This window comes from Streptomyces sp. NPDC098101 (genome assembly GCF_044760185.1).
GTDB lineage: Bacteria > Actinomycetota > Actinomycetes > Streptomycetales > Streptomycetaceae > Streptomyces.
Map to the genome: position 1 here is coordinate 496,637 of NZ_JBIWAS010000004.1, position 21,948 is coordinate 518,584.

20 protein-coding genes are annotated in these 21,948 nt (G+C 72.9%); 8 read left to right on the forward strand and 12 right to left on the reverse strand.

The window, feature by feature from the left end; translation table 11 throughout:
* Nucleotides 1–242 precede the first annotated feature (242 nt).
* Together ACIQVI_RS20725 and ACIQVI_RS20730 are read right to left on the reverse strand one after the other, a co-directional pair.
* A complete protein-coding gene (locus tag ACIQVI_RS20725) occupies nucleotides 243–1,298 on the reverse strand; it encodes an iron-siderophore ABC transporter substrate-binding protein (protein ID WP_351972825.1) in 1,056 nt (351 codons plus the stop codon).
* Between the two features lie 316 nt (nucleotides 1,299–1,614).
* Complete coding sequence (locus tag ACIQVI_RS20730) at nucleotides 1,615–2,967, reverse strand: lysine N(6)-hydroxylase/L-ornithine N(5)-oxygenase family protein (RefSeq protein ID WP_351972826.1); 1,353 nt, start codon at nucleotides 2,965–2,967, stop codon at nucleotides 1,615–1,617.
* 265 nt (nucleotides 2,968–3,232) lie between these two features.
* On the opposite strand from ACIQVI_RS20730, the gene ACIQVI_RS20735 reads away from it, so the two are divergent.
* Together ACIQVI_RS20735 and ACIQVI_RS20740 are read left to right on the forward strand one after the other, a co-directional pair.
* Nucleotides 3,233–4,180, forward strand: coding sequence for a methionyl-tRNA formyltransferase (locus tag ACIQVI_RS20735; RefSeq protein ID WP_403597821.1), 948 nt, complete (start codon nucleotides 3,233–3,235; stop codon nucleotides 4,178–4,180).
* A gap of 177 nt (nucleotides 4,181–4,357) precedes the next feature.
* A complete protein-coding gene (locus ACIQVI_RS20740; protein ID WP_403597824.1) occupies nucleotides 4,358–5,035 on the forward strand; it encodes a MarR family winged helix-turn-helix transcriptional regulator in 678 nt (225 codons plus the stop codon).
* 91 nt (nucleotides 5,036–5,126) lie between these two features.
* On the opposite strand, the gene ACIQVI_RS20745 is transcribed toward ACIQVI_RS20740, so the two are convergent.
* The 3 genes from ACIQVI_RS20745 to ACIQVI_RS20755 are packed head-to-tail and all read right to left on the reverse strand — an operon-like array spanning nucleotide 5,127 to nucleotide 9,035.
* The gene (locus ACIQVI_RS20745) at nucleotides 5,127–7,193 is read right to left on the reverse strand and encodes an iron ABC transporter permease (RefSeq protein WP_403597827.1); all 2,067 of its coding nucleotides are present in this window, start codon (nucleotides 7,191–7,193) and stop codon (nucleotides 5,127–5,129) included.
* A 4-nt stretch (nucleotides 7,194–7,197) separates the two neighbouring features.
* On the reverse strand, nucleotides 7,198–8,178 hold the full coding sequence (locus ACIQVI_RS20750; RefSeq protein ID WP_351973416.1) for an iron-siderophore ABC transporter substrate-binding protein: 981 nt from the start codon (nucleotides 8,176–8,178) through the stop codon (nucleotides 7,198–7,200).
* A complete protein-coding gene (locus ACIQVI_RS20755; RefSeq protein ID WP_403597831.1) occupies nucleotides 8,175–9,035 on the reverse strand; it encodes an ABC transporter ATP-binding protein in 861 nt (286 codons plus the stop codon). Before ACIQVI_RS20755 ends, ACIQVI_RS20750 begins: the two co-directional genes overlap by 4 nt.
* Before the next feature lie 149 nt (nucleotides 9,036–9,184).
* Between ACIQVI_RS20755 and ACIQVI_RS20760 the strand changes: the two genes are divergently transcribed.
* Complete coding sequence (locus tag ACIQVI_RS20760; protein WP_403597834.1) at nucleotides 9,185–9,943, forward strand: uracil-DNA glycosylase; 759 nt, start codon at nucleotides 9,185–9,187, stop codon at nucleotides 9,941–9,943.
* Between the two features lie 18 nt (nucleotides 9,944–9,961).
* Here the strand turns inward: ACIQVI_RS20760 and ACIQVI_RS20765 are convergent, their stop codons facing one another.
* Nucleotides 9,962–11,371: an amidase gene (locus ACIQVI_RS20765; protein ID WP_403597837.1), complete on the reverse strand. Its 1,410-nt coding sequence runs from the start codon at nucleotides 11,369–11,371 to the stop codon at nucleotides 9,962–9,964.
* A 183-nt stretch (nucleotides 11,372–11,554) separates the two neighbouring features.
* Between ACIQVI_RS20765 and ACIQVI_RS20770 the strand changes: the two genes are divergently transcribed.
* On the forward strand, nucleotides 11,555–12,199 hold the full coding sequence (locus ACIQVI_RS20770) for an isochorismatase family protein (RefSeq protein WP_351973412.1): 645 nt from the start codon (nucleotides 11,555–11,557) through the stop codon (nucleotides 12,197–12,199).
* Between the two features lie 48 nt (nucleotides 12,200–12,247).
* On the opposite strand, the gene ACIQVI_RS20775 is transcribed toward ACIQVI_RS20770, so the two are convergent.
* The 5 genes from ACIQVI_RS20775 to ACIQVI_RS20795 form a co-directional block, all read right to left on the reverse strand.
* A complete protein-coding gene (locus ACIQVI_RS20775; protein ID WP_403597842.1) occupies nucleotides 12,248–14,122 on the reverse strand; it encodes an SIP domain-containing protein in 1,875 nt (624 codons plus the stop codon).
* A 140-nt stretch (nucleotides 14,123–14,262) separates the two neighbouring features.
* Nucleotides 14,263–15,315 carry an ABC transporter substrate-binding protein gene (locus tag ACIQVI_RS20780; protein ID WP_403597845.1) on the reverse strand — a complete coding sequence of 351 codons (1,053 nt, stop codon included), beginning with the start codon at nucleotides 15,313–15,315 and terminating at the stop codon, nucleotides 14,263–14,265.
* 2 nt (nucleotides 15,316–15,317) lie between these two features.
* Nucleotides 15,318–16,166 (reverse strand): ABC transporter ATP-binding protein, encoded by an 849-nt coding sequence (locus tag ACIQVI_RS20785; RefSeq protein ID WP_403597848.1) that lies wholly within the window; start codon nucleotides 16,164–16,166, stop codon nucleotides 15,318–15,320.
* Nucleotides 16,163–17,239: an iron ABC transporter permease gene (locus ACIQVI_RS20790; protein ID WP_351972562.1), complete on the reverse strand. Its 1,077-nt coding sequence runs from the start codon at nucleotides 17,237–17,239 to the stop codon at nucleotides 16,163–16,165. Before ACIQVI_RS20790 ends, ACIQVI_RS20785 begins: the two co-directional genes overlap by 4 nt.
* Nucleotides 17,239–18,309, reverse strand: a complete 1,071-nt coding sequence (locus ACIQVI_RS20795; RefSeq protein ID WP_403597851.1) for a FecCD family ABC transporter permease — start codon at nucleotides 18,307–18,309, stop codon at nucleotides 17,239–17,241. The genes ACIQVI_RS20790 and ACIQVI_RS20795 overlap by 1 nt, the downstream gene beginning before the upstream one ends.
* Nucleotides 18,310–18,448: 139 nt before the next feature.
* On the opposite strand from ACIQVI_RS20795, the gene ACIQVI_RS20800 reads away from it, so the two are divergent.
* A complete protein-coding gene (locus ACIQVI_RS20800; RefSeq protein WP_351972564.1) occupies nucleotides 18,449–19,195 on the forward strand; it encodes an AraC family transcriptional regulator in 747 nt (248 codons plus the stop codon).
* Nucleotides 19,196–19,398: 203 nt separating this feature from the next.
* The gene (locus ACIQVI_RS20805; protein ID WP_121830477.1) at nucleotides 19,399–19,608 is read left to right on the forward strand and encodes an MbtH family protein; all 210 of its coding nucleotides are present in this window, start codon (nucleotides 19,399–19,401) and stop codon (nucleotides 19,606–19,608) included.
* A 49-nt stretch (nucleotides 19,609–19,657) separates the two neighbouring features.
* Here ACIQVI_RS20805 and ACIQVI_RS20810 read toward each other — a convergent pair whose 3' ends face one another.
* Entirely contained in the window at nucleotides 19,658–20,161 is a 504-nt protein-coding gene (locus ACIQVI_RS20810; RefSeq protein ID WP_351972565.1) for a GNAT family N-acetyltransferase, read from the reverse strand.
* A 136-nt stretch (nucleotides 20,162–20,297) separates the two neighbouring features.
* Between ACIQVI_RS20810 and ACIQVI_RS20815 the strand changes: the two genes are divergently transcribed.
* Together ACIQVI_RS20815 and entS are read left to right on the forward strand one after the other, a co-directional pair.
* Nucleotides 20,298–20,567 carry a phosphopantetheine-binding protein gene (locus tag ACIQVI_RS20815; RefSeq protein WP_403597857.1) on the forward strand — a complete coding sequence of 90 codons (270 nt, stop codon included), beginning with the start codon at nucleotides 20,298–20,300 and terminating at the stop codon, nucleotides 20,565–20,567.
* The gene (gene entS / locus ACIQVI_RS20820) at nucleotides 20,554–21,909 is read left to right on the forward strand and encodes an enterobactin transporter EntS (protein WP_351972567.1); all 1,356 of its coding nucleotides are present in this window, start codon (nucleotides 20,554–20,556) and stop codon (nucleotides 21,907–21,909) included. The genes ACIQVI_RS20815 and entS overlap by 14 nt, the downstream gene beginning before the upstream one ends.
* Nucleotides 21,910–21,948: the final 39 nt, after the last annotated feature.

The following is a 21,948-nucleotide window of genomic DNA, read 5'->3' on the forward strand; positions in this document are numbered from 1 at the left end:
CGAGGGTGCCTTTCCCTGGTGGTGCGTCGGTGGGGTGGAGCGGGGCACGGCCGCCCGCCGCGGCCCGTGCGCACCCCGCCCGCCCGCCGGACCGGCCGGCGGAGCGGCTGACGGACGGCGGGCGGGCGGGCGGACGGCGAGCGGGCCGTACGGGGCGGGGGGCGCGTACCGGCCGTCGCGCGACGGCGACTGCGCGACGGCGGTTACGTGGTGGCGGTTACGTGACGACTACCTGACGGCGGTTACTTGACGGCCGTCAGGAGCGGCTCGATCTCGTCGATCGCGTAGGGGATGGAGAGGACCGTGTTGAAGGAGAAGGCGGCGCCGATGTCCGGGTCCTGGTAGGGCACGAACAGGTCGCGCTTCTCCTGGTTGACCTTCAGCTTCTTGTAGAGCGGCTCGGCCTTGATGCGGTCGTTGGCCTCGGTGCTGGAGGTGACCCAGACGAGGCGGTCGGTGTCGAGCACGTTCAGCTTCTCGGCGCTGAGCTCGGCGACGTTCCAGCCCGGCTTGGCGAGGGCGTCGATCTCGGGCTTCAGCTTGAAGCCGAGCTCGGAGAAGAAGATCGCCTTGGGGTCGGTCTTGGTGAAGGCCGAGTACTTGCCTGCCTCGAAGCTGTCGGCCACGGTCAGGGTCTTGCCCGCCCACTCGGGGTGCTTGTCCCGGACGGCCTTGAAGCGCGCGTCGACGTCGGTGATCAGCTTCTCGGTCTCGGGGCCCTTGCCGAGGGCCTTGCCGATCTGGCGGGTCATGACCTGCCAGGGGGCGCCGTAGTCCGGGTGCTCCTTGGGCTGGGCGACGACCTTGGCGATCTTGGAGAGGGTGTCGTACTGCTCCTTCTTCATGCCCGAGTACTGGGCGACGATCAGGTCCGGCTTGAGCGCCGCGATCTTCTCGACGTTGTACTCGTCGCGCTCGCCGACGATCTGCGGCGGGGTCGAGCCCCACTTGTCCTTGGTCCACGGCCACTTGCCGTACGGCTTCTCCTTGAACCAGTCCACCGAGCCCACCGGCTTGACGCCCAGGGCGAGCACCGCGTCCTGGTCGGAGAGGCCGAGCGTGACGACCTTCTTGGGCTCGGCGTCGATCGTCGTGCTGCCGTACTTGTGCGCGACGGTCACCGGGAAGGCGCCGGCGGACGACGTGCTCGCGCTCGGCTCGCCCGACGGCTTGGCCCCCTCGGTCTTCTCCGTGCCGCTCCCACAGGCGGCCAGAGCGAGTGCGGCGACGGCGGCGACGGCCGCGCGGGGGGCGTTTCTGGCGAACCGCGCCAGAGCGGGGCGTGTACCAGTGGACACGTATGTTCCTTTCGCGGGGACTTCACGGTGCTGCCGCGCGTCCGGCGCGAGGCGCGTCCGGCGGTGCGCGGCGGTGTGGGGGGTGGAACCAAGGGGGCCGCCCGGGGTCCGTGCGACCGGTGTGACGGGTATGACGGGTATGACGGGTATGACGGGTATGACGGGTGTGACTGGTCGGCGGTCCGGCGGACGCGCGGTCCGTCCGGCGGGCCCGGGTCCGTCCGGCGGTCCGGCGTCCGTCCGGCGGACGGGAAGCTGTCCGGTGGGCGGACCCCCGGGCCCCCGGGCCGTCCGGCGGATCGGGGCCGGACGGGCCCTAGCGGCTCGTGCCGATGCCGCCGGCGATCGGGCTGACCGGGTCGGAGGAGTCCCCCAGTCCCCGTTCGAGGATCGACTCCAGGATCTCGCCGACCCTGATCGCGGTGTTGGAGAGCAGCGACGACGTGATGCCGTGGGTGTGCTCGGTGCCGCCCTGGAGGTAGATGCCGCAGCGCAGTTCGGGGTCGGTGGCGACGCGGTAGTCCCGCTCGACGCGGACGCGGCCCAGGTCGTCGCGGCGGCAGCGGTCGGCGACGTCGCCGAGGAGGCCGAGGCCGTCGGCCTGCCGGTAGCCGGTGGCGAAGACCACGACGTCGGCGTCGAGGAAGCTGTCCTCGCCGGTGACGAGGTTGGCGACGGTGGCGCGGACGCCGTCCGGGCCCTCCTCGACGCCGGTGAGGCGGGAGACGTTGATGAAGCGCAGCCGCTCGTTGCCGAGGACCTTCTCCTGGTACGCCTGCCGGTAGAGGTCGTCGATGAGGTCGATGTCCACCACGGAGTAGTTGGTGTTGCCGTGGTACTCCATCAGCTTGCGCTTGATGTCGTCGGGCGCCGTGTAGTACTCGTCGACCGCCGAGGGATCGAAGATGCGGTTGGCGAAGCTGCTGTCGTCGGCGGGGCTGTAGCCGTAGCGCGAGAAGACGGCGCAGATCTCCGCGTCCGGGAAGCGGCGGTGGAGGTAGGCGACGTTCTCGGCGGCGCTCTGGCCGGCGCCGACGACGACGAAGCGGGCGGGGTCGGCGCCTTCGAGGCCCTCGACCTTGGCGAGCAGCTCGGAGTTGTGCCAGACGCGGTCGCCGCGCTCGACGCCCTCGGGCATGAGCGGGCGCAGGCCGGTGCCGACGACGAGGTTGCGGGCCCGGTGGACCACGGTCTCGGTGCCGGAGCGGGCCGTCACGTCCAGGTACTCGATCACGCCGTCGCGGACGACGGGCTCCACGGAGACGACCTCGTGGCCGTAGGAGACCATGTCGTCGACCTTGGCCGCCGCCCACTCGAAGTAGTCGTGGAACTCGACGCGCAGCGGGAAGAGGTTCTTGTGGTTGACGAAGTCGATCAACCGCCCCTTGCTCTGCAGGTAGCGCAGGAAGGTGTACTCGCTGCTCGGGTTCCGCAGGGTCACCAGGTCCTTGAGGAAGGAGACCTGCATGGTGGCGTCGTCGATGAGCATTCCGCGGTGCCAGCCGAAGCGGGGCTGCCGCTCGAAGAAGTGGGCGGTGACCGTGTCCTCTCTTCCGACGCTCGCGTTGTGCTCGCTGAGCGCGATCGCCATGGCCACGTTGGACGGCCCGAAGCCGATGCCTATGAGGTCGTGGATCAGCGGTGCGTCGTCAGGAAGAGCCTGAGACATGTCACTCCCATCGTGCGGGACAGCCGCCTGTCAGGCGTGCTGTCAGGCGTGGGGAACGGCGGAGTCCGGGCATGACGGCACCACGGCACCACCAAGCGAACTTAGGTAAAGCTAACCTGATCTGGCCGGACTGTCGACGGGACGAATCGGACACCGACCACCCCCCACTGGTCAACTGGCCAGTAAATTCGCGTCGTTGCACCATTAGGTTAGGCTTGCTTTACTTGCGAGCGATCCACCGCTCTCCCCGAGGAGGAACTTGCCCATGCGGGTCGTCATGTTCGGTTATCAGACCTGGGGCCACCGCACCCTGCAGGCGCTCCTGGAATCCGAGCACGACGTCGTGACGGTGGTGACCCACCCGAAGAGCGAGCACGCCTACGAGAAGATCTGGAGCGACTCCGTCGCCGATCTGGCCGAGGCGCACGGCGTCCCCGTGGTCATCCGCAACCGGCCCGACGACGAGGAGCTGTTCCAGCTCCTGAAGGAGGCCGACCCGGACATCATCGTCGCCAACAACTGGCGCACCTGGATCCCGCCGCGGATCTACACGCTTCCCCGACACGGCACGCTGAACGTCCACGACTCCCTCCTCCCCCAGTACGCCGGCTTCTCACCCCTGATCTGGGCCCTCCTCAACGACGAGCCCGAAGTCGGCGTCACCGCGCACCTGATGGACGAGGTGCTCGACGCCGGCGACATCGTCCTCCAGAAGGCGGTCGCGGTCGAACCGAAGGACACGGCCACCGACCTCTTCCACAAGACCGTCGACCTCATCGCCCCGGTCACCGTCGGCGCGCTCGACCTGATCGCCTCGGGACAGAAGGAGTTCACCCCGCAGGACCGGTCGCGGGCCACCTTCTTCCACAAGCGGGCGGAGGAGGACATCCGGATCGACTGGACCTGGCCGGCCGGGGACCTGGAGCGCCTGGTCCGCGCCCAGTCCGCGCCGTACCCCAGCGCCTTCACCTTCCACCGGGGCAAGCGCCTCGAAGTCGTCTCCGCCGTCGTCTCCGAGCAGCGCTACGGCGGCACCCCGGGGCGGATCTTCTACCGGGAGGGCGAGGGCGTGGTGATCGTCGCCGGCGCCGACGCCCGCACCGGCCGCAACCACGGCCTCGCGATCACCCGCGTCCGGACCGAGGACGGCCGCGAACTGCCCGCCACCGAGTACTTCACCTCCATGGGCGGCTATCTGACCGCCCGTCCCTGACCCTCCACCCCTGACCCTCCGCGCCTGACGGGGGGTCACCCAGAACACCGGTCCGCCCCGGACGGTCCCGGGGCGGGCCGGTACATTGCAGTTAAATTAGGTTAGCCTAACCTAACCGTAGCGGCCCTTGCGGGAGTTCGGCCGCCGCGCACGGCACGTGGACAGCGAGGAACAGCGATGGAGCACCCGGTCTTCTCCGGCACCGCACACGACCCGGACGGCGCGCGGTTCGCCGTCGTCGGCATATCGAACATGCCGACCGACTGGGCGCAGGTGCTCAGGGGCCTGGCAGGCGGCGACCTGACGCTCCTCACCGTCCCGCCCGCCCCCGGCACCACCGCCGTCGAGGCCGCGGTCACGGCCCCGGAGCGCCCGGCGGCCGGGCCGCCCTCCCTGAGCATGACGCCGCCCAGCGTGCTCGACCTCAACGCGTACCTGATGTACGCGCTCGGCAAGGCGGCCCGGCGCAGGCTCCAGGACCGGCTGACCGCACGGGGATTAAGGCTCTGGCACCTCACCGTGCTCGCGCTCCTCTCCGATCTGGGCCCCCAGATGAAGACCGTCCTCGCCGCGCGGCTCGACATGAACGCCAGCGACCTGGTGCGGATCGTCAACGACCTCGTCAAGACGGGGTACGTGGACTGCGCCCGGGACCCGGAGGACCGGCGCCGGATCGTGGTGCGCCTGACCCCCGAGGGCGGCTCCGCCCTGGCCGAACTCGGCGCGGACATCGCCTCGGCGGACGACGAGGTCCTCGCCCCCCTCGACGCGGAGGAGCGCCGGCTCCTCTCCTCGCTGCTGCGCCGCGTGCACACCCACCTGGAGGCGGGAGCGAGGACGGCCGCGCGCCCCTGAACGGGGCCGCGCGGCCGTCCCGTGCCCGGGGGTCCTCAACGGCGGCCGCGTACGAGCGGGTTCCCAGCGGCAGCCGCGTACGAGCGGGCCCTCAGCGGCGGTTGCGGACGAGCAGGTGGAGGAAGTACGGCGTGCCGATGACGGCCGTCATCAGGCCGGCGCCGAGCTGGGCCGGCGCGATCACCGCCCGGCCCACCAGGTCGGCGGCGCAGACCAGCGCCGCGCCGAGGAGCACCGCCACCGGCACCACGCGCACGTGCCGGCGGCCCACCAAGGCGCGGGCCGCGTGCGGGGCGACGAGTCCGACGAAGCCGATCGTGCCGGCGGCGGCCACGGCGGTGGCGCTGAGCAGGACGCTCAGCACCAGGAAGCCGAGGCGCCCGCGCCCGAGGTCGAGCCCGAGGAGCCGGGGGGTGTCCTCGTCCAGCGAGACGAGGTCGAGCTCCGCGCGGCGCAGGAAGGCGACGACCAGACCCGCCGTCAGGACCACGGCGAGGGGCACCGAGTCGGGCAGGGTCCGCCCGTAGGTGGAGCCCGAGAGCCAGGTGAGCGCCTTCGTCGCGTTGAACGGGTCGGTGAGGACGATGAGCAGGCTGATCAGCGCGGCGCTCGCGGTGGCCGTGCCGAAGCCGATCAGGACGAGCCGGTTCTGCTGGAACCCGCCGCGCGCGGCGAGGCCGAAGACCAGGACGGAGCTGACGGCGGAGCCCGCGAACGCGGCGCCGGCCACGCTCCACGAGCCGGCCAGCGGCACCGTGGTGACCAGCAGGACGGCGCCGAGCGCGCCGCCGCCGGAGACGCCCAGGATGTTGGGCTCCGCGAGCGGGTTGCGGGTGACGGCCTGGACGAGCGTGCCGGCCAGGGCGAGCGCCGCGCCCGCGAGGAGCGCCGCGAGGACCCGGGGCACCCGGGTGTCGAGCACGAAGGAGACGGTGCGTCCGGCCCGGCCCTGGGCCCAGTTCACGACGTCGCCCAGGAGCAGCTTGGAGTCGCCGAGCAGCACCGCCGCGACGGCCACGCCGACGAGCACGGCGACGAGCACGGCGGTGGTGACGAGGAAGACCGTACGGCTCCTGATGCGCAGCCTGTCGACCGGTGTGGTGCCCGCGGTGTCCTTGACCCGGGCGGCCATGACGATCAGGAAGACGGCTCCGACGAGGCTGGTGACGACGCCGGTCGGCACGGCGACGGCGACGTCCGCCGGGATGACGGCGCGCAGCAGCACGTCCGAGCCGAGGACGAGGGCGGCGCCGACGAGGCCCGCGACCGGCAGGCCCGCGCGGGAGCGGTGGAGCCGCGGGGTGCGGCGCGCGAGGGCGCGGACGAGCGCGGGGGCGCACAGGCCGACGAAGCCGATCGGTCCGGCGAGCGTGACCGCGGCCGCCGAGAGGAGCGCGGTGAGGACGACGGCCGTGACGCGGGTGGAGCGGACGGGGACGCCGAGGCCGCGGGCCGCGTCGTCGCCGAGGGCCAGGGCGTCGACCCGGCGGGCGAGCAGCAGCAGTCCGGCGACGGCGGCGAGGGCGACGGGCGCCATCTGCAGGACGCCGTCGAAGCCGCTCTGCGCGATGCTGCCCTGGTTCCACTGGTAGAGGCCCTCCGTCTCCCTCGGGAAGAGCAGGAGCAGTCCCTCGGTGACGGCGGTGAGGCCGAGGGTGAGGGCGCTGCCGGCGAGGACGAGGCGGACGGTGCCCGCGCCGAGGCCGGAGAGGCCGAGGACGACGGCGGCCGCGGCCAGGCCGCCGGCGAAGGCGATTCCGGAGGTGGCGAAGAGCGGCAGGGAGACGCCGGTGACGGCGGCGACGCCGAGCGCCAGGTAGGAGCCGGCGTTGACCGCGACGGTGTCCGGCGAGGCGATGACGTTGCGGCTGACGGCCTGGAGGGCGGAGCCCGCCATGCCGAGGGCGGCGCCGACGAGGAGTCCGGCGACCGCCCGGGGCAGCCGGGAGGCGACGACGACGGACGCGTCGGCGGGGTCGGCCCGGCCGGTGAGGGCCTTCCAGACCTCGGCGCCGCCGACGGCGGCGGTGCCCTGGGTGACGTCGACGAGGGCGAGGCCCGCGACGAGGAGGACCAGTGCGGCCGTCACCGCGGCCGCGCCCCTCCGGGACGTGACCGTCTGGGGACGGGTGGAGGGTGTGGTTGCGGTGACGGCCATGGTGTTACTTCGTCAGCTCCGTGACGACGGAGTCGATGTACTTGTTCATCGACTCGGGTCCGCCGAACATCCAGATGCCGTCGGGCAGGCGGTGGACGTTGCCCTTCTTGACGAACGGCAGGGAGGTCCAGACCTTGTCCTTGGTGAGGACGCCGGTGAAGGGGTTGCTGGTGGGGTCCTCGTCGTTGCCGATGTAGGCGAAGTGCACGTCGCCGATCTTGGTGAGGCCCTCGACGTCGGTGGCGCCGAGGCCGTAGGCCGGGTCGCCCTGGACGGTCCAGGCGTTCTTCAGGCCGAGCTTCTCGTTGACGGCGCCGATGAGCGAGCCGCCGGTGTAGGCCCGGAGGGAGACCTGGTTGGCGTTGAGGTAGCCGTCGGCGAAGGCGTACTTCGCGCCGGCGAGACCGGCGGCGGCGAGCTTCTTCCTGCCGTCCTCGGTCTTGGCCTCGAAGTCCTTCTTCAGCCGGTCGGCCTCGGCGGTGGTGCCGGTGGCCCGCGCGATGAGGTCGAGGTTCTTCGTCATCTGCCCGATCGGGTCGGCCCCGTCGGCGGACTTGAGCTCCAGGACGGGCGCCACCTTGCGCAGCTGCTTCACGACGGCCGGCTTCAGGTCGCTGGTGGCGACGATGAGGTCGGGCGAGAGGCCGGCGACGGTCTCCACGCTGGGCTCGCCTCGGGTGCCGATGTCCTTGGCGTCGTTCTTCAGCGGGACGGCGGAGTCCCAGGCCTTGTAGCCCTTGACGTCCGCGACGCCGACGGGGTCGACGCCGAGGGAGATCAGGCTCTCGACGACGTTCCACTCGGTGCCGACGACCTTCTTGGCCGGGCCGTCGAGGACGACCTTCGTGCCGGCGGAGTCGGTGAGGGTGATGCTCTCGGCGGTCTTCTCCGCCTTCTTGTCCGCGGCGGGCTCGGTGGTGCCGCAGGCGGTCAGGGCGAGGGCCGCGGCGGTGGTGGTGGCCGCGGCGAGGAGGAGGCGTCTCATGAGGGGGTGGTGAGCCTTTCGCTTCGCGTGTGGTGCCGGCCGATGGCGCGGGTGCGCAGCCGGCCGGTCAGGGGGTCGGTGTCGACTTCGATGCGGATGCCGTACGTGTCGGTCAGCCGCTCCGCCGTCAGGACGTCCTGCGGGGAGCCGTCGGCGACGACCCGTCCGGCGTGGAGGAGGACGACCCGGTCGGCGACGGCGGCCGCCTGGTCGAGGTCGTGCAGGACGGCTCCGACGGCGATGCCGTGGTCGTCCGCCAGGTCGCGGACGAGGTCCAGGAGTTCGACCTGGTAGCGCAGGTCGAGGTAGGTGGTGGGCTCGTCCAGGAGCAGGACGCCGGTCTCCTGGGCGAGGCAGCTCGCGAGCCAGACACGCTGGAGCTGTCCGCCGGAGAGGTGTTCGGCGCCCCGGTCGGCGAACTCGGCGACGCCCGTCAGGGCGAGGGCGCGGTCCACGGCGGTGCGGCCGTCCGGGTCGGCCTTCCCCCAGCGCCCCCGGTAGGGGTAGCGGCCGAACTCGACCACGTCCCGTACGGTCAGGCCGCCGGGGGTGGGGCGTCCCTGGGTGAGCAGGGCGACGTGGCGCGAGAAGTCGCGGGGGGACAGCGCGAGGCCGTCGGTGTCCCCGTCGAGGACGAGCGCGGCGGTCCGGGGCCGCTGGAGCCGCGAGATCGTCCGCAGGAGCGTCGACTTCCCGCTGCCGTTCGGGCCGACGAGGACGGTGACCTCGCCGGGGCACAGCGTCAGCGCCGCGTCGTGGACGACGTCGACGCCCTCGTAGGCCACGGTGACTCCCGTGGCCGCCAGTTCGTGGCCGCGGGGACCGCCGGCCGCGGATCTCTCTTCTCCAGCTCGCACAGCCGTAGGTTAGCCTAACCTAAGTGTTGGGCGAAACGGGGGGTTGCCTCCGCGTGAGCAAGAGGAAAATCCGCCAATCCGTCGGCCATCGGCGCACGGTGGGTAGGGGCCGGAGAGGACTTCCCCCTTCCGGACGGAGCGGACCGACCGTGTGCACTGCCGAGGACTGTCCCGTACGGGCCGCCGCCCGGGCGCGCACCCCCGCCGGCCTCGACGCGCGGCTCGTGCGGTGCCGGGCCTGCCCGCGCCTGGTGGCGTGGCGGGAGGAGACCGCCCGCGTGGGGCGCGCCGCGTTCCGGGGCCAGGAGTACTGGGGGCGCCCGGTGCCCGGCTTCGGTCCCCCGGACGCCGCCCTGCTGATCAGCGGCCTGGCCCCGGCGGCGCACGGCGGGAACAGGACGGGCCGGATGTTCACCGGCGACCGGGCCGGTGACCTCTTGTACGCGACGCTGTACGCGCTCGGCCTGGCCTCGCGGGAGACGGTCACGGGCCCCGGCGACGGGCTCGAACTGTACGGGGTCAGGGTCACGGCCCCGGTGCACTGCGCCCCGCCCGACAACCGCCCCACGCCCGGGGAACGGGACGCCTGCCGCCCCTGGCTGGCCCGCGAGGCGCGGCTGCTGCGCCCGTCGCTGCGGTCCGTGGTCGTCCTGGGCGGCTTCGGCTGGCAGGCCGCGCTGCCCGCCCTGGCGGAGGCCGGCTGGGTGGTGCCCCGGCCGCGCCCGAAGTTCGGGCACGGGGTGCGGACGGTCCTGGCGCCGGCCTCCCCGGCGGACCCTCCGCTCACGGTGTTCGGCAGTTACCACGTGAGCCAGCGCAATGTGTTCACGGGCCGGCTCACGCGGGAGATGCTGCGCGAGGTGCTCGCGGAGGCCGCCCGCACGGCCGGCCTCCCGGTGACGGAGTGACCCCGGGCCCGCCGGGCGTCACACGTCCTGGACCCGCCGGAAGGGCCGGTCCGCCTCCAGTTCGAACGCGAGCTCCAGGAGGGTCCGTTCGGCGCCGGGGCGCCCCGCGAACATGACGCCGACGGGCAGCCCGTCCTCCGTCGCGCCCACGGGCAGGGAGAGCGACGGCGTGCCCACGACGTTGTCGATCGGCGTGAACGCGACGTACGCGAGGATCCGCTCGATCAGCGTCGGGTACGGGACGTCCGGGGCGAGGTGGCCGAGCCGGGGCGCGGGGTGGGCGAGGACCGGGGAGAGGACGAGGTCGAGGCCCCGGAAGGCCGCCGCGTACGCCTCCTTCGTGCGCTTGAGCCTGCGCAGGACGCCCGGGGTGCCCCGCCAGTTCTCCAGGTAGGTCGCGCGCAGGCCCCGGCTGAGGCCGTCCATGCGGCGGCGGTCGAAGTCGGCGCCGAGGGTGCGGCCGGTGGTGCCGAGGAGGAACGACAGGAAGCCCCAGTAGGTGAGGAAGTCGTCGGTGAAGCGGGGGTCGACGGCGATCTCCACCGGTTCCACGGCGTGGCCGAGCCGTTCGAGCCTCGCCACGGTCTCCGTGACGGCGGCCCGGGTGACGGCGTCGGAGGGGACGCCGGTCGGCGAGTCGAGGAGGAAGCCGACGCGCAGCCGGCGCTCCGAGGGGCCCTCCACCAGGCCGAGCGGCGGCAGCTTCGGGTTGCGCCAGTGCCGCTCGGCGGCCGCGAGGAAGACGGCGGAGTCCCGTACGGAGCGGCTGACGACCCCGTCGGAGACGATGTCGAGCGGGAGTTGGCGGCCCTGGGCGCTGGGCACGACCCGGCCCCGGGTCGGCTTGAGCCCGACGAGTCCGCAGCAGGCGGCGGGGATCCGGATGGAGCCGCCGCCGTCGTTGGCGTGCGCGATCGGCACCGCTCCGGCGGCCACGAGCGCCGCGCTGCCGCCCGAGGAGCCGCCCGCCGAGTGCGCGGTGTTCCAGGGGTTGCGGACGGGCTCGGCGCCCTCGTACTCGGTGGACGGGCTGAAGCCGAACTCGGGGAGCCTGGTCTTGCCGAGGACGGTGACGCCGCTGCTGAGGAACTGCCGGGTGAAGGCCGCGTGCCGGCGGGCGGGCCCCGGCGTGAAGGCGGCGCTGCCGTGGCCGGTGGGCAGGCCCCGGTAGTCGGTGTTGTCCTTGACGAAGGTCGGCACTCCGGCGAGGAGGCCCGTTCCCGGTCCGGGCGAGGGGTGTTCGGCGTGCGCCTGGACGGCGTGGAGCCGTCCCTCCACGGCCCGTACCCGCTCGGCGGCGTCCCGGGCGGCCTCGGCGGCGCTCACCTCGCCCCGCCGGATCGCCGCCGCGAGACCGACCGCGTCGTGTTCCCCCAGGGCGTCGTCCCGGAAGGCGTGCACCGTGGTCCGTTCGTCGAAAGTCGTCACCGCTGCCCCAAGTCCCCGCGTGTGGTTGGTTGGCCGCCATCATCGCGTACCCACGGGTAACAGGCGAGGGCCGGAAGGAATTCGAATTCTCGCCCACCCTGAAACAGAAATGGTTAGGTTAGGCTAAGCTAACTGAATTTCACGCGCTTGGCCCACGGCCACCGCGGCAGGGAGGGAAACAGCATGGGACTGCCGGCCATCGATTCCTACGCCATGCCCGACCGGTCGGCCCTCCCCCGCTCCAGCGCCCCCTGGCGCATCGATCCGGAGCGCGCCGCCCTCCTCGTCCACGACATGCAGAACCACTTCGTCGGACGCTTCCCGGCCCAGCAGCCGCCCGTCGTGGACCTCGTCGGCAACATCGTGGCCCTGCGCGAACTGGCCGGAGCCCTCGGCCTGCCCGTGGTCTTCAGCGCCGAGCCGACCGTGCGGCGCGGCCTCGCCGCCGACGTCCGGTGGCCGGAGACCGCCGACGGCCCCGGGGACACCGCGATCATCGAGCCCCTCACCCCGCGCCCCGGCGAGCACCTGCTCCCCAACGCCCGGCAGAACGCCTTCCTCCGCAGCCACCTCGGCCGGCTGCTGCGCGAGGAGGGGCGCGACCAGCTGATCATCTGCGGGGTCTACGCCCACCTCGGGGTGCTGCTGACCGCCGCCGACGCCTTCATGAACGACATACAGCCCTTCGTCGTCGCCGACGCCGTCGCCGACTACTCCGCCGAGGAGCACGAGATGGCCCTGCGCTGGGCCGCGCGCAGCGGCGTGGTCTGTACGACCGACGACCTGCTGCGCGGCCTGCTGCTCGGCAGGAACCGGCGCGACGCCTGACGCGCCCGGCGCGCCTCCCCCGGGAGACGCGCCGGGCCTTGCCGGGGGTCAGGAGGCGGCGCGCTCCAGGACCCAGAGGCGGTGGTCCCAGCCGACGTCGGCGCGGGAGCGCACGACGAGGCCCGCGCTCCCGGCGAGCGCCGCGATCTCCTCGGCGTCGCGCACCCCGGAACCGAAGGCACACTTGAGGCGCAGGTGGTGCAGGACCGCCTCCATGTCCTCGGGGTCGCCGGTCGCGACCTGCTCGACCAGGAGCAGGGTGCCGTCCTCGGCGAGCGAGGCGGCGGCCTCGGAGAGGGTGTGCGCCGCGTCCTCGTCGTCCTGCCACTCCAGCTGGCGCGACATCAGCAGCGTGCGCGTGCCGGCCGGTACGGCGCCGGAGCCGGCGACCAGGTCGATCCGGGGCAGCAGCTCCTCGTCGATGATCGCCTCGCGCAGCACCCGGAGCACCGAGGGCATGGCGACGATCCGCGCGCGCAGCTCGGGGAACTCCTTGACCAGGGTCTCGACCACGGTCGCGACCCCGTGGCCGGTGGCGGTCAGCTCGGTGACGGCCGACCAGTCGTGGGCGCGCAGCACGCCGGGGCCGATCCAGCGGGCCTCGTCCTCGACGGCGGCGCGGGCGGTGTCGGCGATCCGGGACTCCCGGGCCATCTCCTCGGTCAGGGTGCGCCCGGCGAGGGTGCGGTAACCGGCCTTCCCGGTGCGGACGGTGTTCAGCAGCCCGGAGAGGGAGGCGTCGAACGCGGCCTCGGCGCCCTCCAGGTGGTACTCCTCCGCCGAGTGGTCGTCCTCGACCAGCTCCTCGCTGATCGGGGTGAGGCTGTAGTTGCCCTCGCCGTCGGTGGCGAGCAGCTCGATCCCCACGAGGTAGTCGAGGAGGGCCTTGAGGGTGGCGGGGTGGGCCCCGGCGCTCCGGGCGATCTCGGCGGCGTCGCGCACACCCCGGTCGACCAGGTCGAAGACGCCGAGGGTGACGGCGGTCCGGATGGCGTAGGGGGGCGCCAGGTCGGTGAGTTCGTGCAGGCGCTCGTGCGCGTCGTCCTCGTCCTCCTCCGTCACCACGGGGGCGTCGGGCAGCGCCTCGGCCGAGGCGGAGTCGGCGGCGGGGACGGCGGGCGCGGTGCGGCGCCAGTAGCCCGTGATGTGGGTCTGCTCGCGCGGCACCTGCCGCTCCGTCGCGAGGTGGCGGCGGATGCCCTTGAGGGTGACGGCCTCGCCGGCGACCCAGGCGAAGACGGTGCCGGGCAGCCAGTCGGCGGCGCGGACGGCCTGCTCCAGGAGGTCGGTGGTGCCGGCCGGGGCGCCGTTCCGGGAGAGCCAGACGATCTCGGCGTCGGCCTTGGTGGGCAGCTCCTGGCGGTGGCTGTCCTCGCCGACCTCGATGAAGACGCGGGCCTTGGTGCCCTCGGGCATCTCGGCGAGCCAGCGGCCGATGGCGGGCAGGGCGGTCTCGTCGCCGACGACGAGGATCCAGTCGGCGCCCTCGGGGTGGCTGTGGGACATCTTCGGTCCGGCGATCCAGGCGCTGTCGCCCGGGGCGGCGTTCTCGGCCCAGGTGGAGGCGACGCCGCCGTCGTGGCGGACGAAGTCGAAGACGATCTCGCCCTTGTCGGGGTCGTGGCTGACCGGGGTGTAGTCCTTGGCGACGGGCCGCCCGTCCGACCAGTCGAGGCTGCTCACCTGCTGCCGGGGCAGGACGAGGCGTCCGGTCTCGTCGGCGAAGAAGAACTTGACGTGGTCGTCGAAGCCCTCGGTGCGCAGGGCGGGCAGTTCCAGGCCGTCCTTGACGAAGGCGTCGAGCTGGGGTCCGCCGAGGGTGAGGCGGCGCATCCCGGGGGTGAGGTTCTCGGCGCGCAGCACGGTCAGCTCGCGCAGCACGATGGGGAAGGTGACGACCGAGCGGGGGCTGCGGGTGGGCATGGGTACTGCTCCTTCGTACGCGGCGCGGGGAGGCCTTGTAGGTCCGGACGGACCGGTGGGCCGGGTGGGCCGGTGGCGCGGTGCGCCCGGCCCACCCGGCCCGTGCGGGTGGTGAGGTGCTCCCCTTCGGGGAGCGGGGGTCACTTGCCGGCGACGGCGCCGGCGAGGATCGGCGTCAGCTTCTCGACGACCCAGGGGGCGCTGAGGGCGTCCGGGTAGGCGACGGCGGAGGAGAGGGTGTTCTCCGAGGGGATGACCGCGTAGTGCTTGCCCTTGACCACCTTGAGGGACTGGAACAGCTTGTTGGTCTCCAGCTCCTTGGCGCTGAGCAGGCCGTTGTCACCGAAGGGGTACGTCATGAGGAGGACGTCGGCCTCCAGCTCGTCCAGGTTCTCCAGGCTGACGGCGTTCTTGTCGGCCTTGTAGCTCTTGGCCTTGTCCGTCTTCTTGAAGCCGAGCTGCTCGAAGACGCCCGGGTCCTGGTCCGCGTAGGACATGAAGGTGATCTGCTCGGGGTGGACGACCGCGTAGGTGTACGTCTTGCCCTTGAACTCGGGGTGCGCGGCGGCCGCGTCGGCGGTGGCCTTCTCGTTGGCCGCGATGACCTTCTCGGCCTCGGCGGTCATGCCGAGCGCCTTGGCGGCGGTCTTGAGCCGCTCCTGCCAGGTGAGGGTGTCGGAGTGCGCCTTGTCGGTGAAGGTGACGACCGGGGCGATCGGCGCGAGCTTGGCGTAGTCGGTGTCCATCGACCAGGTGTTCATGCCGAGGATGACGTCCGGGGCCTCGGCCGCGATGGCCTCGTAGTCGGTGCCGTCGGTGTCGTCGTACGTCTTGAGCTTGCCGGCGCCGAGCTTGGTGATGGCGCGCTGCTTGTACTCGGGGACGGGGCCGCCGTCCTCGGCGTCCGGGGTGATGACCGGGACGAGGCCGAGGGCGAGGGCGATGTCGGTGTCGCCGTCGGAGACGGTGGCGACCTTGAGCGGCTTCTTCTTGACCTCCGTCTTGCCCCAGGCGTTGGGGAGCGTGACCGGGAAGGCGGCCTCGGCGGCGCCGGTGCTCGCGCCGCCGGACGGCTTCTCGTCGGCCTTGTCGTCCGTGCCGCCGCAGCCGGCGAGCAGGGTGGCGCACGCGGCGGCGGCGATCAGGGTACGGGCGGTGGAGCGCCGTGCGAACGGTCTGGCGAGGCGGTTCATGGTCAGTTCTCCTGCGAGTGGTGACGGCGGCCGAGCGGGAAGATCTGCGGCCTGGCGGTGTAGGGGTGGGGTACGACGACGCACTTGAGGCCGAAGACGTCGGCCACGGTCCGTTCGTCGAGGACCTCTTCGGGCGGGCCCTGCCGGATGATCCGGCCGCCGCGCATGGCGACGATCGTCGAGGCGTACAGGGCCGCCTGGTTGAGGTCGTGGGAGACGAGCACGATGGTCTTGCCCGTCTGTTCGTTGAGGTCGGCGAGGAGGTCCATGACCTCGATCTGGTGCGCGACGTCCAGGTAGGTGGTGGGTTCGTCGAGCAGCAGGGTGGGGGTGTCCTGGGCGAGGGCGAGGGCGATCCACACGCGCTGGCGCTGGCCGCCGGAGAGCTGGTCGACGGGGCGGTCGACGAGTTCGGCGGTGCCGGTGGCCTTGAGCGCCTCGGCGATGATCACGTCCTCGTGCTCGTCGCGGCGCCGGCCGAACTGGCGGTGCGGGTGGCGGCCGCGCCAGACCAGGTCCCCGACGGTGATGCTCTCGGGGGCGACCGGGGACTGCGGCAGGACGCCGAGCCTGCGCGCCACCTCGCGGGTGGGCAGGCGGTGGATGTCGGCGCCTTCGAGGAGGACCGATCCGGCGGCCAGGGGCAGCAGTCGGGCGATGGACTTGAGGAGCGTGGACTTGCCGCAGGCGTTGGGGCCGACGAGGGCGGTGATCCGGCCCTTCTCGATCCGCAGGGACAGGTCCTCGATGACGGGCGTCTTCCCGTACCCGGCGCTGATGCCACGGGCTTCGAGCTGGTGGGGCGCGGTGGCCTCGGGGCTCTCGGTCTGCGGGGTCACGGTGTGTGTCACGAGGCTCCCTGCCTGCGTCGAAGGATCAGCCAGACGAAGTAGGGGGCGCCGAGCAGCGCGGTGAGGACGCCGGTGGGCACCGGGCTGATCAGGGGTGCGTGCTGGGCGAGGACGTCGGCGCCGAGCACGATGACGGCGCCGATGCCCGGGGCGAGGAGGGTGGAGCGTTCGGTGCCCACCAGGCGCACGGCGATGGGTCCGCTGACCAGGGAGACGAAGCCGATGGGGCCGACGACGCTGGTGGCGAGGGCCGCGGCGGCGGCGCCGAGGAGCAGGACGCCGACGCGGGAGGCGGTCACCCGGGTGCCGAGGCCGGAGGCGAACTCGTCGCCCAGGGTGAGGGTGGCGAGGGGGCGGCCGATGAAGAGCGCGGCGAGCGCGCAGGCGCCGAAGCCGACCGCGAGGGTGGTGACGCCGTTCCAGTCGGCGGCGCTGGTGCTGCCGACCGTCCAGCGCATGGCGATGGCGATGGTCTGCTGGTTCGCCACGGTGAACAGGTAGTTGGTGTAGGCGGTGCAGACCGCGCTGAGGCCGATGCCGACGAGGACCAGGCGGTACGTGTCGATCCCGCCGCGCCAGCTGAGCGCCTGGACGGCGGCGACGAGGACGAACGAGCCGATGACGGCGGCGACCGGGACGCCGAGGGTGAAGGCGGCGGGGGCGTAGAGCAGCGCGGTCGCGGCTCCGGCGCCGGCTCCGGCGGAGATGCCGACGATGTCGGGGGTGGCGAGCGGGTTGCGGATCAGCCGCTGGTAGAGCGATCCGGCGAGGCCGAAGAGGGCTCCGGAGAGGAGCGCGGAGAGCGCCCTCGGCATCCGCAGCTGGAAGATCATGTAGTCGGCGAGTCCGTCCCTCATGCCGAGGGCGGCGGGAAGGACGTCGGCGGGGTCGAGCCGGCCGATGCCGCCGAGCAGGACGGAGGCGGCGGTGAGTCCGAGGAGCGCGACGACGAGCACGGCGGCGGTCACGGCGGCGCGGCGGTTGCGGACGCGGCGGTCGGAGCGCAGGTGCGCGACGACGGCGGGCGTGGTCGGGGAGTCCGGTCGCGGGGACCGGGTGTCGAGAGCGGTCATCACATCCGCACCAGGTCGCGGCGGCGGGCCAGCCAGACGAAGAAGGGGGTGCCGACGATGGCCGTCATGAGGCCCACCTGGACCTCGCCGTGGTCGAGGACCAGCCGGCCGGCCGTGTCGGCGCCGGTGAGCAGGACGGCTCCGACGGCCATGGAGATCGGCAGGGACCAGCGGTGGTCCGGTCCGACGAGGAGCCGGGCGCAGTGCGCGGCGACCAGTCCGACGAAGGCGACGGGGCCGACGGCGGCGGTGGCGGCGGCGCAGAGCAGGACGGCGACGGCCGCGGCGGTGAGGCGGGCCCGTTCGACCCGGACGCCGAGGGCGCGGGCGGTCTCGTCGCCGAGGCCGAGGATGTTGAGGGTGCGGCCCAGCGGCAGGGCGAGGAGCAGGCCCACGATCACGAAGGGCATGACCTGGCTCAGGACCTCGGCGCGGCCGGTGAGCTGGCCGACCGACCAGAAGCGGAGGTGGGCGAAGGCCTCCTTGTCGCGGACGACGAGGAGGGTGATGAGGGAGGACATCACGGCCGCGAGGGCGACGCCGGCGAGGACGAGGCCGACGGCCGAACTTCCGGCGTCGGTACGGGTCCCGATGAGGTAGACAAGGGTGGCGGCCACGGAGGAGCCGAGGAGGGCGAGCCAGAAGTAGCCGCCGGCGTCGGTGACGCCGAGGAACATGATGCCGAAGACGACGAACATCGAGGCGCCCTGTTCGACGCCGAGGATGCCCGGGTCCGCGAGGGGGTTGGCGGTGAGCGCCTGCATGATCAGACCGGAGGCGCCGAGCGCCGCGCCGACCGCGAGGCCGAGGAAGGTCCGCGGGATGCGCTCGGTCCACAGGACGTGGGTGTTGAACGCCTGGTCCCCCGGGTTGAGCAGGATGCGGACGACCTCCAGGGGCGAGATGTCCCGGGCTCCGAGCCCGATGCCCGCGACGAGGGTCACGAACACCGCCACGACGGCGAGCACGGCGACGGCCGTGCCCCGGGAGACCCGGGTGCGGACCTGCGGAGCGCCCCGATTCCCTTCCGGTGGCGGGGCTTTCACCACCGGCGTGGACGGTTGTGTCATCTGTTGTCCTTGTTCTCACGGCTCGTACGGCGACTTAGGTTACCCTTGCCTAACCTTCGGGAATACAACCCGGAGGCCGACCGATCACAGCGAGGGGCCGGGGTCCGAACCGGCTCCCGGACCACGGGGGGTGGCCTGCATGGCCGACGGCACGACACGGACGGCGAACGAGGACGCCATCACGGCGACGGGGCACTCCACGCACGTGCACGACTTCCACCAGTTCCTGTACGCGCCCCTGGGCCGGATCACGGTCACCACGCCGGACGGCGCGCACGAACTCACCGCCCCCCTGGGCCTGTGGCTCCCGGCCGGGACCCCGCACAGCGCCCGCTTCGATCCCGAGTCCCTGGTCCTCACGGAGTGCTTCGACCCCGCCGCGCACCGGCTTCCGCACACCCGGACCACCGCGATCCGGATCGACGACGCGACCCGGCGCCATCTGCTCGCCCGCACGCGCGGAGCGGCGTCGGAGGCCGACGACGCGGTGATGTTCGCCTCACTGACCTGCGTCCGGACCCGCCGGGAGGTACGGCTCCCGCTGCCCCGTCCGACCAGCGAGGCCGCCCTCGCCGTCGCCGGCACCCTGCTCCGCAGGCCCGACGACCAGCGCACCGCGACGGAGTGGGCCGAGAGCCTCTACGTCAGCTCGACCAGCCTGCGGCGGGCCTTCCGGTCCGAGACCGGGCTGGCCTTCTCCGAGTGGCGGACCCGGGTGCGCCTCAACCACTCGCTGGAACTCCTGAACCAGGGGCACCAGGTCGGCGCGGTCGCCGCCAAGGTCGGATTCACGAGCACGAACGGCTACATACTGGCGTTCCGGCGGCACTTCGGGCGCACTCCGGGGGCCTGGAGCAAGGAGTGCGCGGACCGCCCGACGGGGTGAGGCGGGGCGGATCAGGGCACCTCCGCCGCACCGGGAGGGGTCCCGGGGAGTGACTTGACAGTCACTAGCCTCTAGGCGATTTTAGGTAAGCCTTACCTAAACGCCCGCTTCCCGGGCGCCCCACCGACCCGAACCACCGGCCCCTCGCGCTCCGCCCCACCGGGCGGCCGCACGCGGGGCCGCACCGGCGCGAGGAGAGACCCATGACCGCGACCAACCCCTTCGAGGACGACGACGCCCGCTACTTCGTGCTCGTCAACGCCGAGAACCAGCACTCCCTCTGGCCGGCCTTCGCCGAGGTGCCGGACGGCTGGACCGTGGTGCACGGCGAGGACTCCCGGCAGGGCTGTGCCGCGTACACCGAGGAGCACTGGACGGACCTGCGTCCGGCCAGCCTCGCCGCCCGTTCCTGACGTCGCCGCGTCCCGGCCGGTCTCCCCGGCCGGGAGGGGCCCGGCCGCGTCATCCGAGGGCGCGGACCAGGATCCGGGAGCCGCGCGCGGGGTCGAGCGAGGCACGCCACACGGGCGGCGCCTCCTCGTCGCCGCCGGGGGTGAACCCGTACCGCAGGAACAGCAGCCCGCTGCCGGTGGTCGCGGTGAACACCCGGGTCGCGCCCCGCGCGCCGGCCTCTCCGAGGGCGGCGTCGAGGAGCGCGGAGCCGATGCCCCGTCCCTGGTGTCCGGGCGCCACGCAGAAGTTGTAGAGCACGGCCGCCGGGCCGCCCCGCGCGTCGGTGCGGGCACGGAGGCCCACGCAGCCCGCCAGGTCCCCGCGCCCGGCTTCCACGACCAGGAAGTCCGTGGCCGCGAGGGCCAGTTCGGCGGCCGTCCGGTCGCGCAGGGCCCCCTCGCGCACGAACGGCCGGGACAGCCGGCGGACGGCTTCGACGTCGCCGCTCCCGGCGGTCCGGACGACGGCGGCGGGGGCCGGCGGAAGCTCCGGGCAGGGCAGGGCTGTGCTCAACGTCTTCTCGCTCTCTGGTCACTGACATTTCAACAGACCGTGGTGGCGGCACCCGCCTGTTTGACTCCACGATAGTGATTTAGGTAAGCCTTACCTAACCAAGCTTGATCCATCGGACCGGAAGAGGACCCAGACCATGGCCGACGCGGCCGGACAGCAGACCTTCGCCCTGGAGCGGCTCGTGCGCGACGTCGCCGACGTGCTCTACGTCGAGGCCGAGGAGGTCGACCCGGACGAGAGCCTGCTCGATCAGGGTCTCGACTCGATCCGGCTGATGAGCCTGGTGGAGACCTGGCGGGCCGACGGCGCCGAGGTCGGCTTCGTCGAACTCGCCGAGCGTCCCACCCTCCGCGACTGGGCCGCCCTCCTCGGGCAGCCGGCGGGAGCGTCCCGTGCGCGCCAGTGACCTCCTCATCGACATCGGCCCGCTGCGGACCAGCCGGGACTTCCGGGCGATCTTCATCGCCCGGATCGTGTCCCTCTTCGGCCTCGGCATGGCCATGGTGGCCCTCTCCAAGCAGGTCTACACCCTGACGGGATCCAGCTTCGGCGTCGCCGTCTCCAGCATGATCATGAGCGTTACCGTCCTGGCGGGCTCCCTCTGGGGCGGCTGGGCGGCCGACCGCATGGACCGGCGGAAGCTGATCCTGTGGGCCCGCGCCTCCGCCGCCCTCGCCTTCGCCGGTCTCGCGGTCAACGCCTTCACGCCCGAACCGCAGCTGTGGGCGATCTACCTGTGCGTCGCCTGGGACGGGCTCGCCACCGGGGTGAGCGTCACCGCCCTGATGGCCGTCGCCCCCACCCTGGTCCGCCCCGACCAGCTCCCCGCCGCCGGTGCCCTGATCTCCCTGACCGGCGAGATCGGCTCGGTCGCCGCCCCCTTCCTCGGCGGTGTGCTGCTCGCCCTGGCGGGCCCCGCACCGGTCTTCGCCTTCACCGCCCTCACCACCGGCGTCACCACCCTGCTGCTCCTCAGGCTGCGGCCGCTGCCGCCGGTCAAGGACGACGAGGACGACGACACCGAGGACTCGGGCTCGCCGCTCACGGCCTTCCGGTACGCGGTGCGCAACCGCGTCGTCGGCGGACTGCTCGCCCTCGGCGGGGTCAACGCGGTGTTCAACATGCCGGTGGTCCTCTTCCCCGAGATGATCGACAAGCGGTTCGGCGGCGGCGACGTCATGCTCGGCCTGCTCTACACCGCCCCGGCCATCGGCGCGATCGTCGTCTCCGCCACCAGCGGCTGGATCACGCGCGCCGCCCGCCCCGGACGCCTGCTGCTCACCGCCGCGTTCGTCGGCGGCCTGGCCATCGTCGGCTTCGGCCTCAGCGGCAGCGTCGTCGTGGCCTTCGTGATGCTGGCCGTGGGCGGCGCCGCCGGCACGGTGTACGAGATCCTCGAGTACGCCCTCGTCCAGCACAACACCCCGGACCGGCTGCGCGGCCGCATGGTCAGCGTCCTCACCGCCCAGGGCACCACCGGCGGCGTCGTCGGAGACGGCGAAGTCGCCCTGGTGGCCAAGTGGTTCAGCCCGGCCGGCGCCGCCTTCGTGAACGGCGTGGTGTGCGCGGCGGCCGCCGTGGTCGTGGCCGTCGCCGTCCCCGGGCTGCGCAGGGCGACCCTCCCCCGGGAGGAGTCCGAGGACGACGGGCCGCCCGCCGGCGACCTCGTCGCGGTGACGCCCACCGGTACGGGCCTCACCACCGCCAAGCCGCTCACCGCCGAGGACCTTCCCCCGGCCGGCGGCTGACACCGACCGGGCGGGGCGCCGCCGGTGCCACCGGCCCGG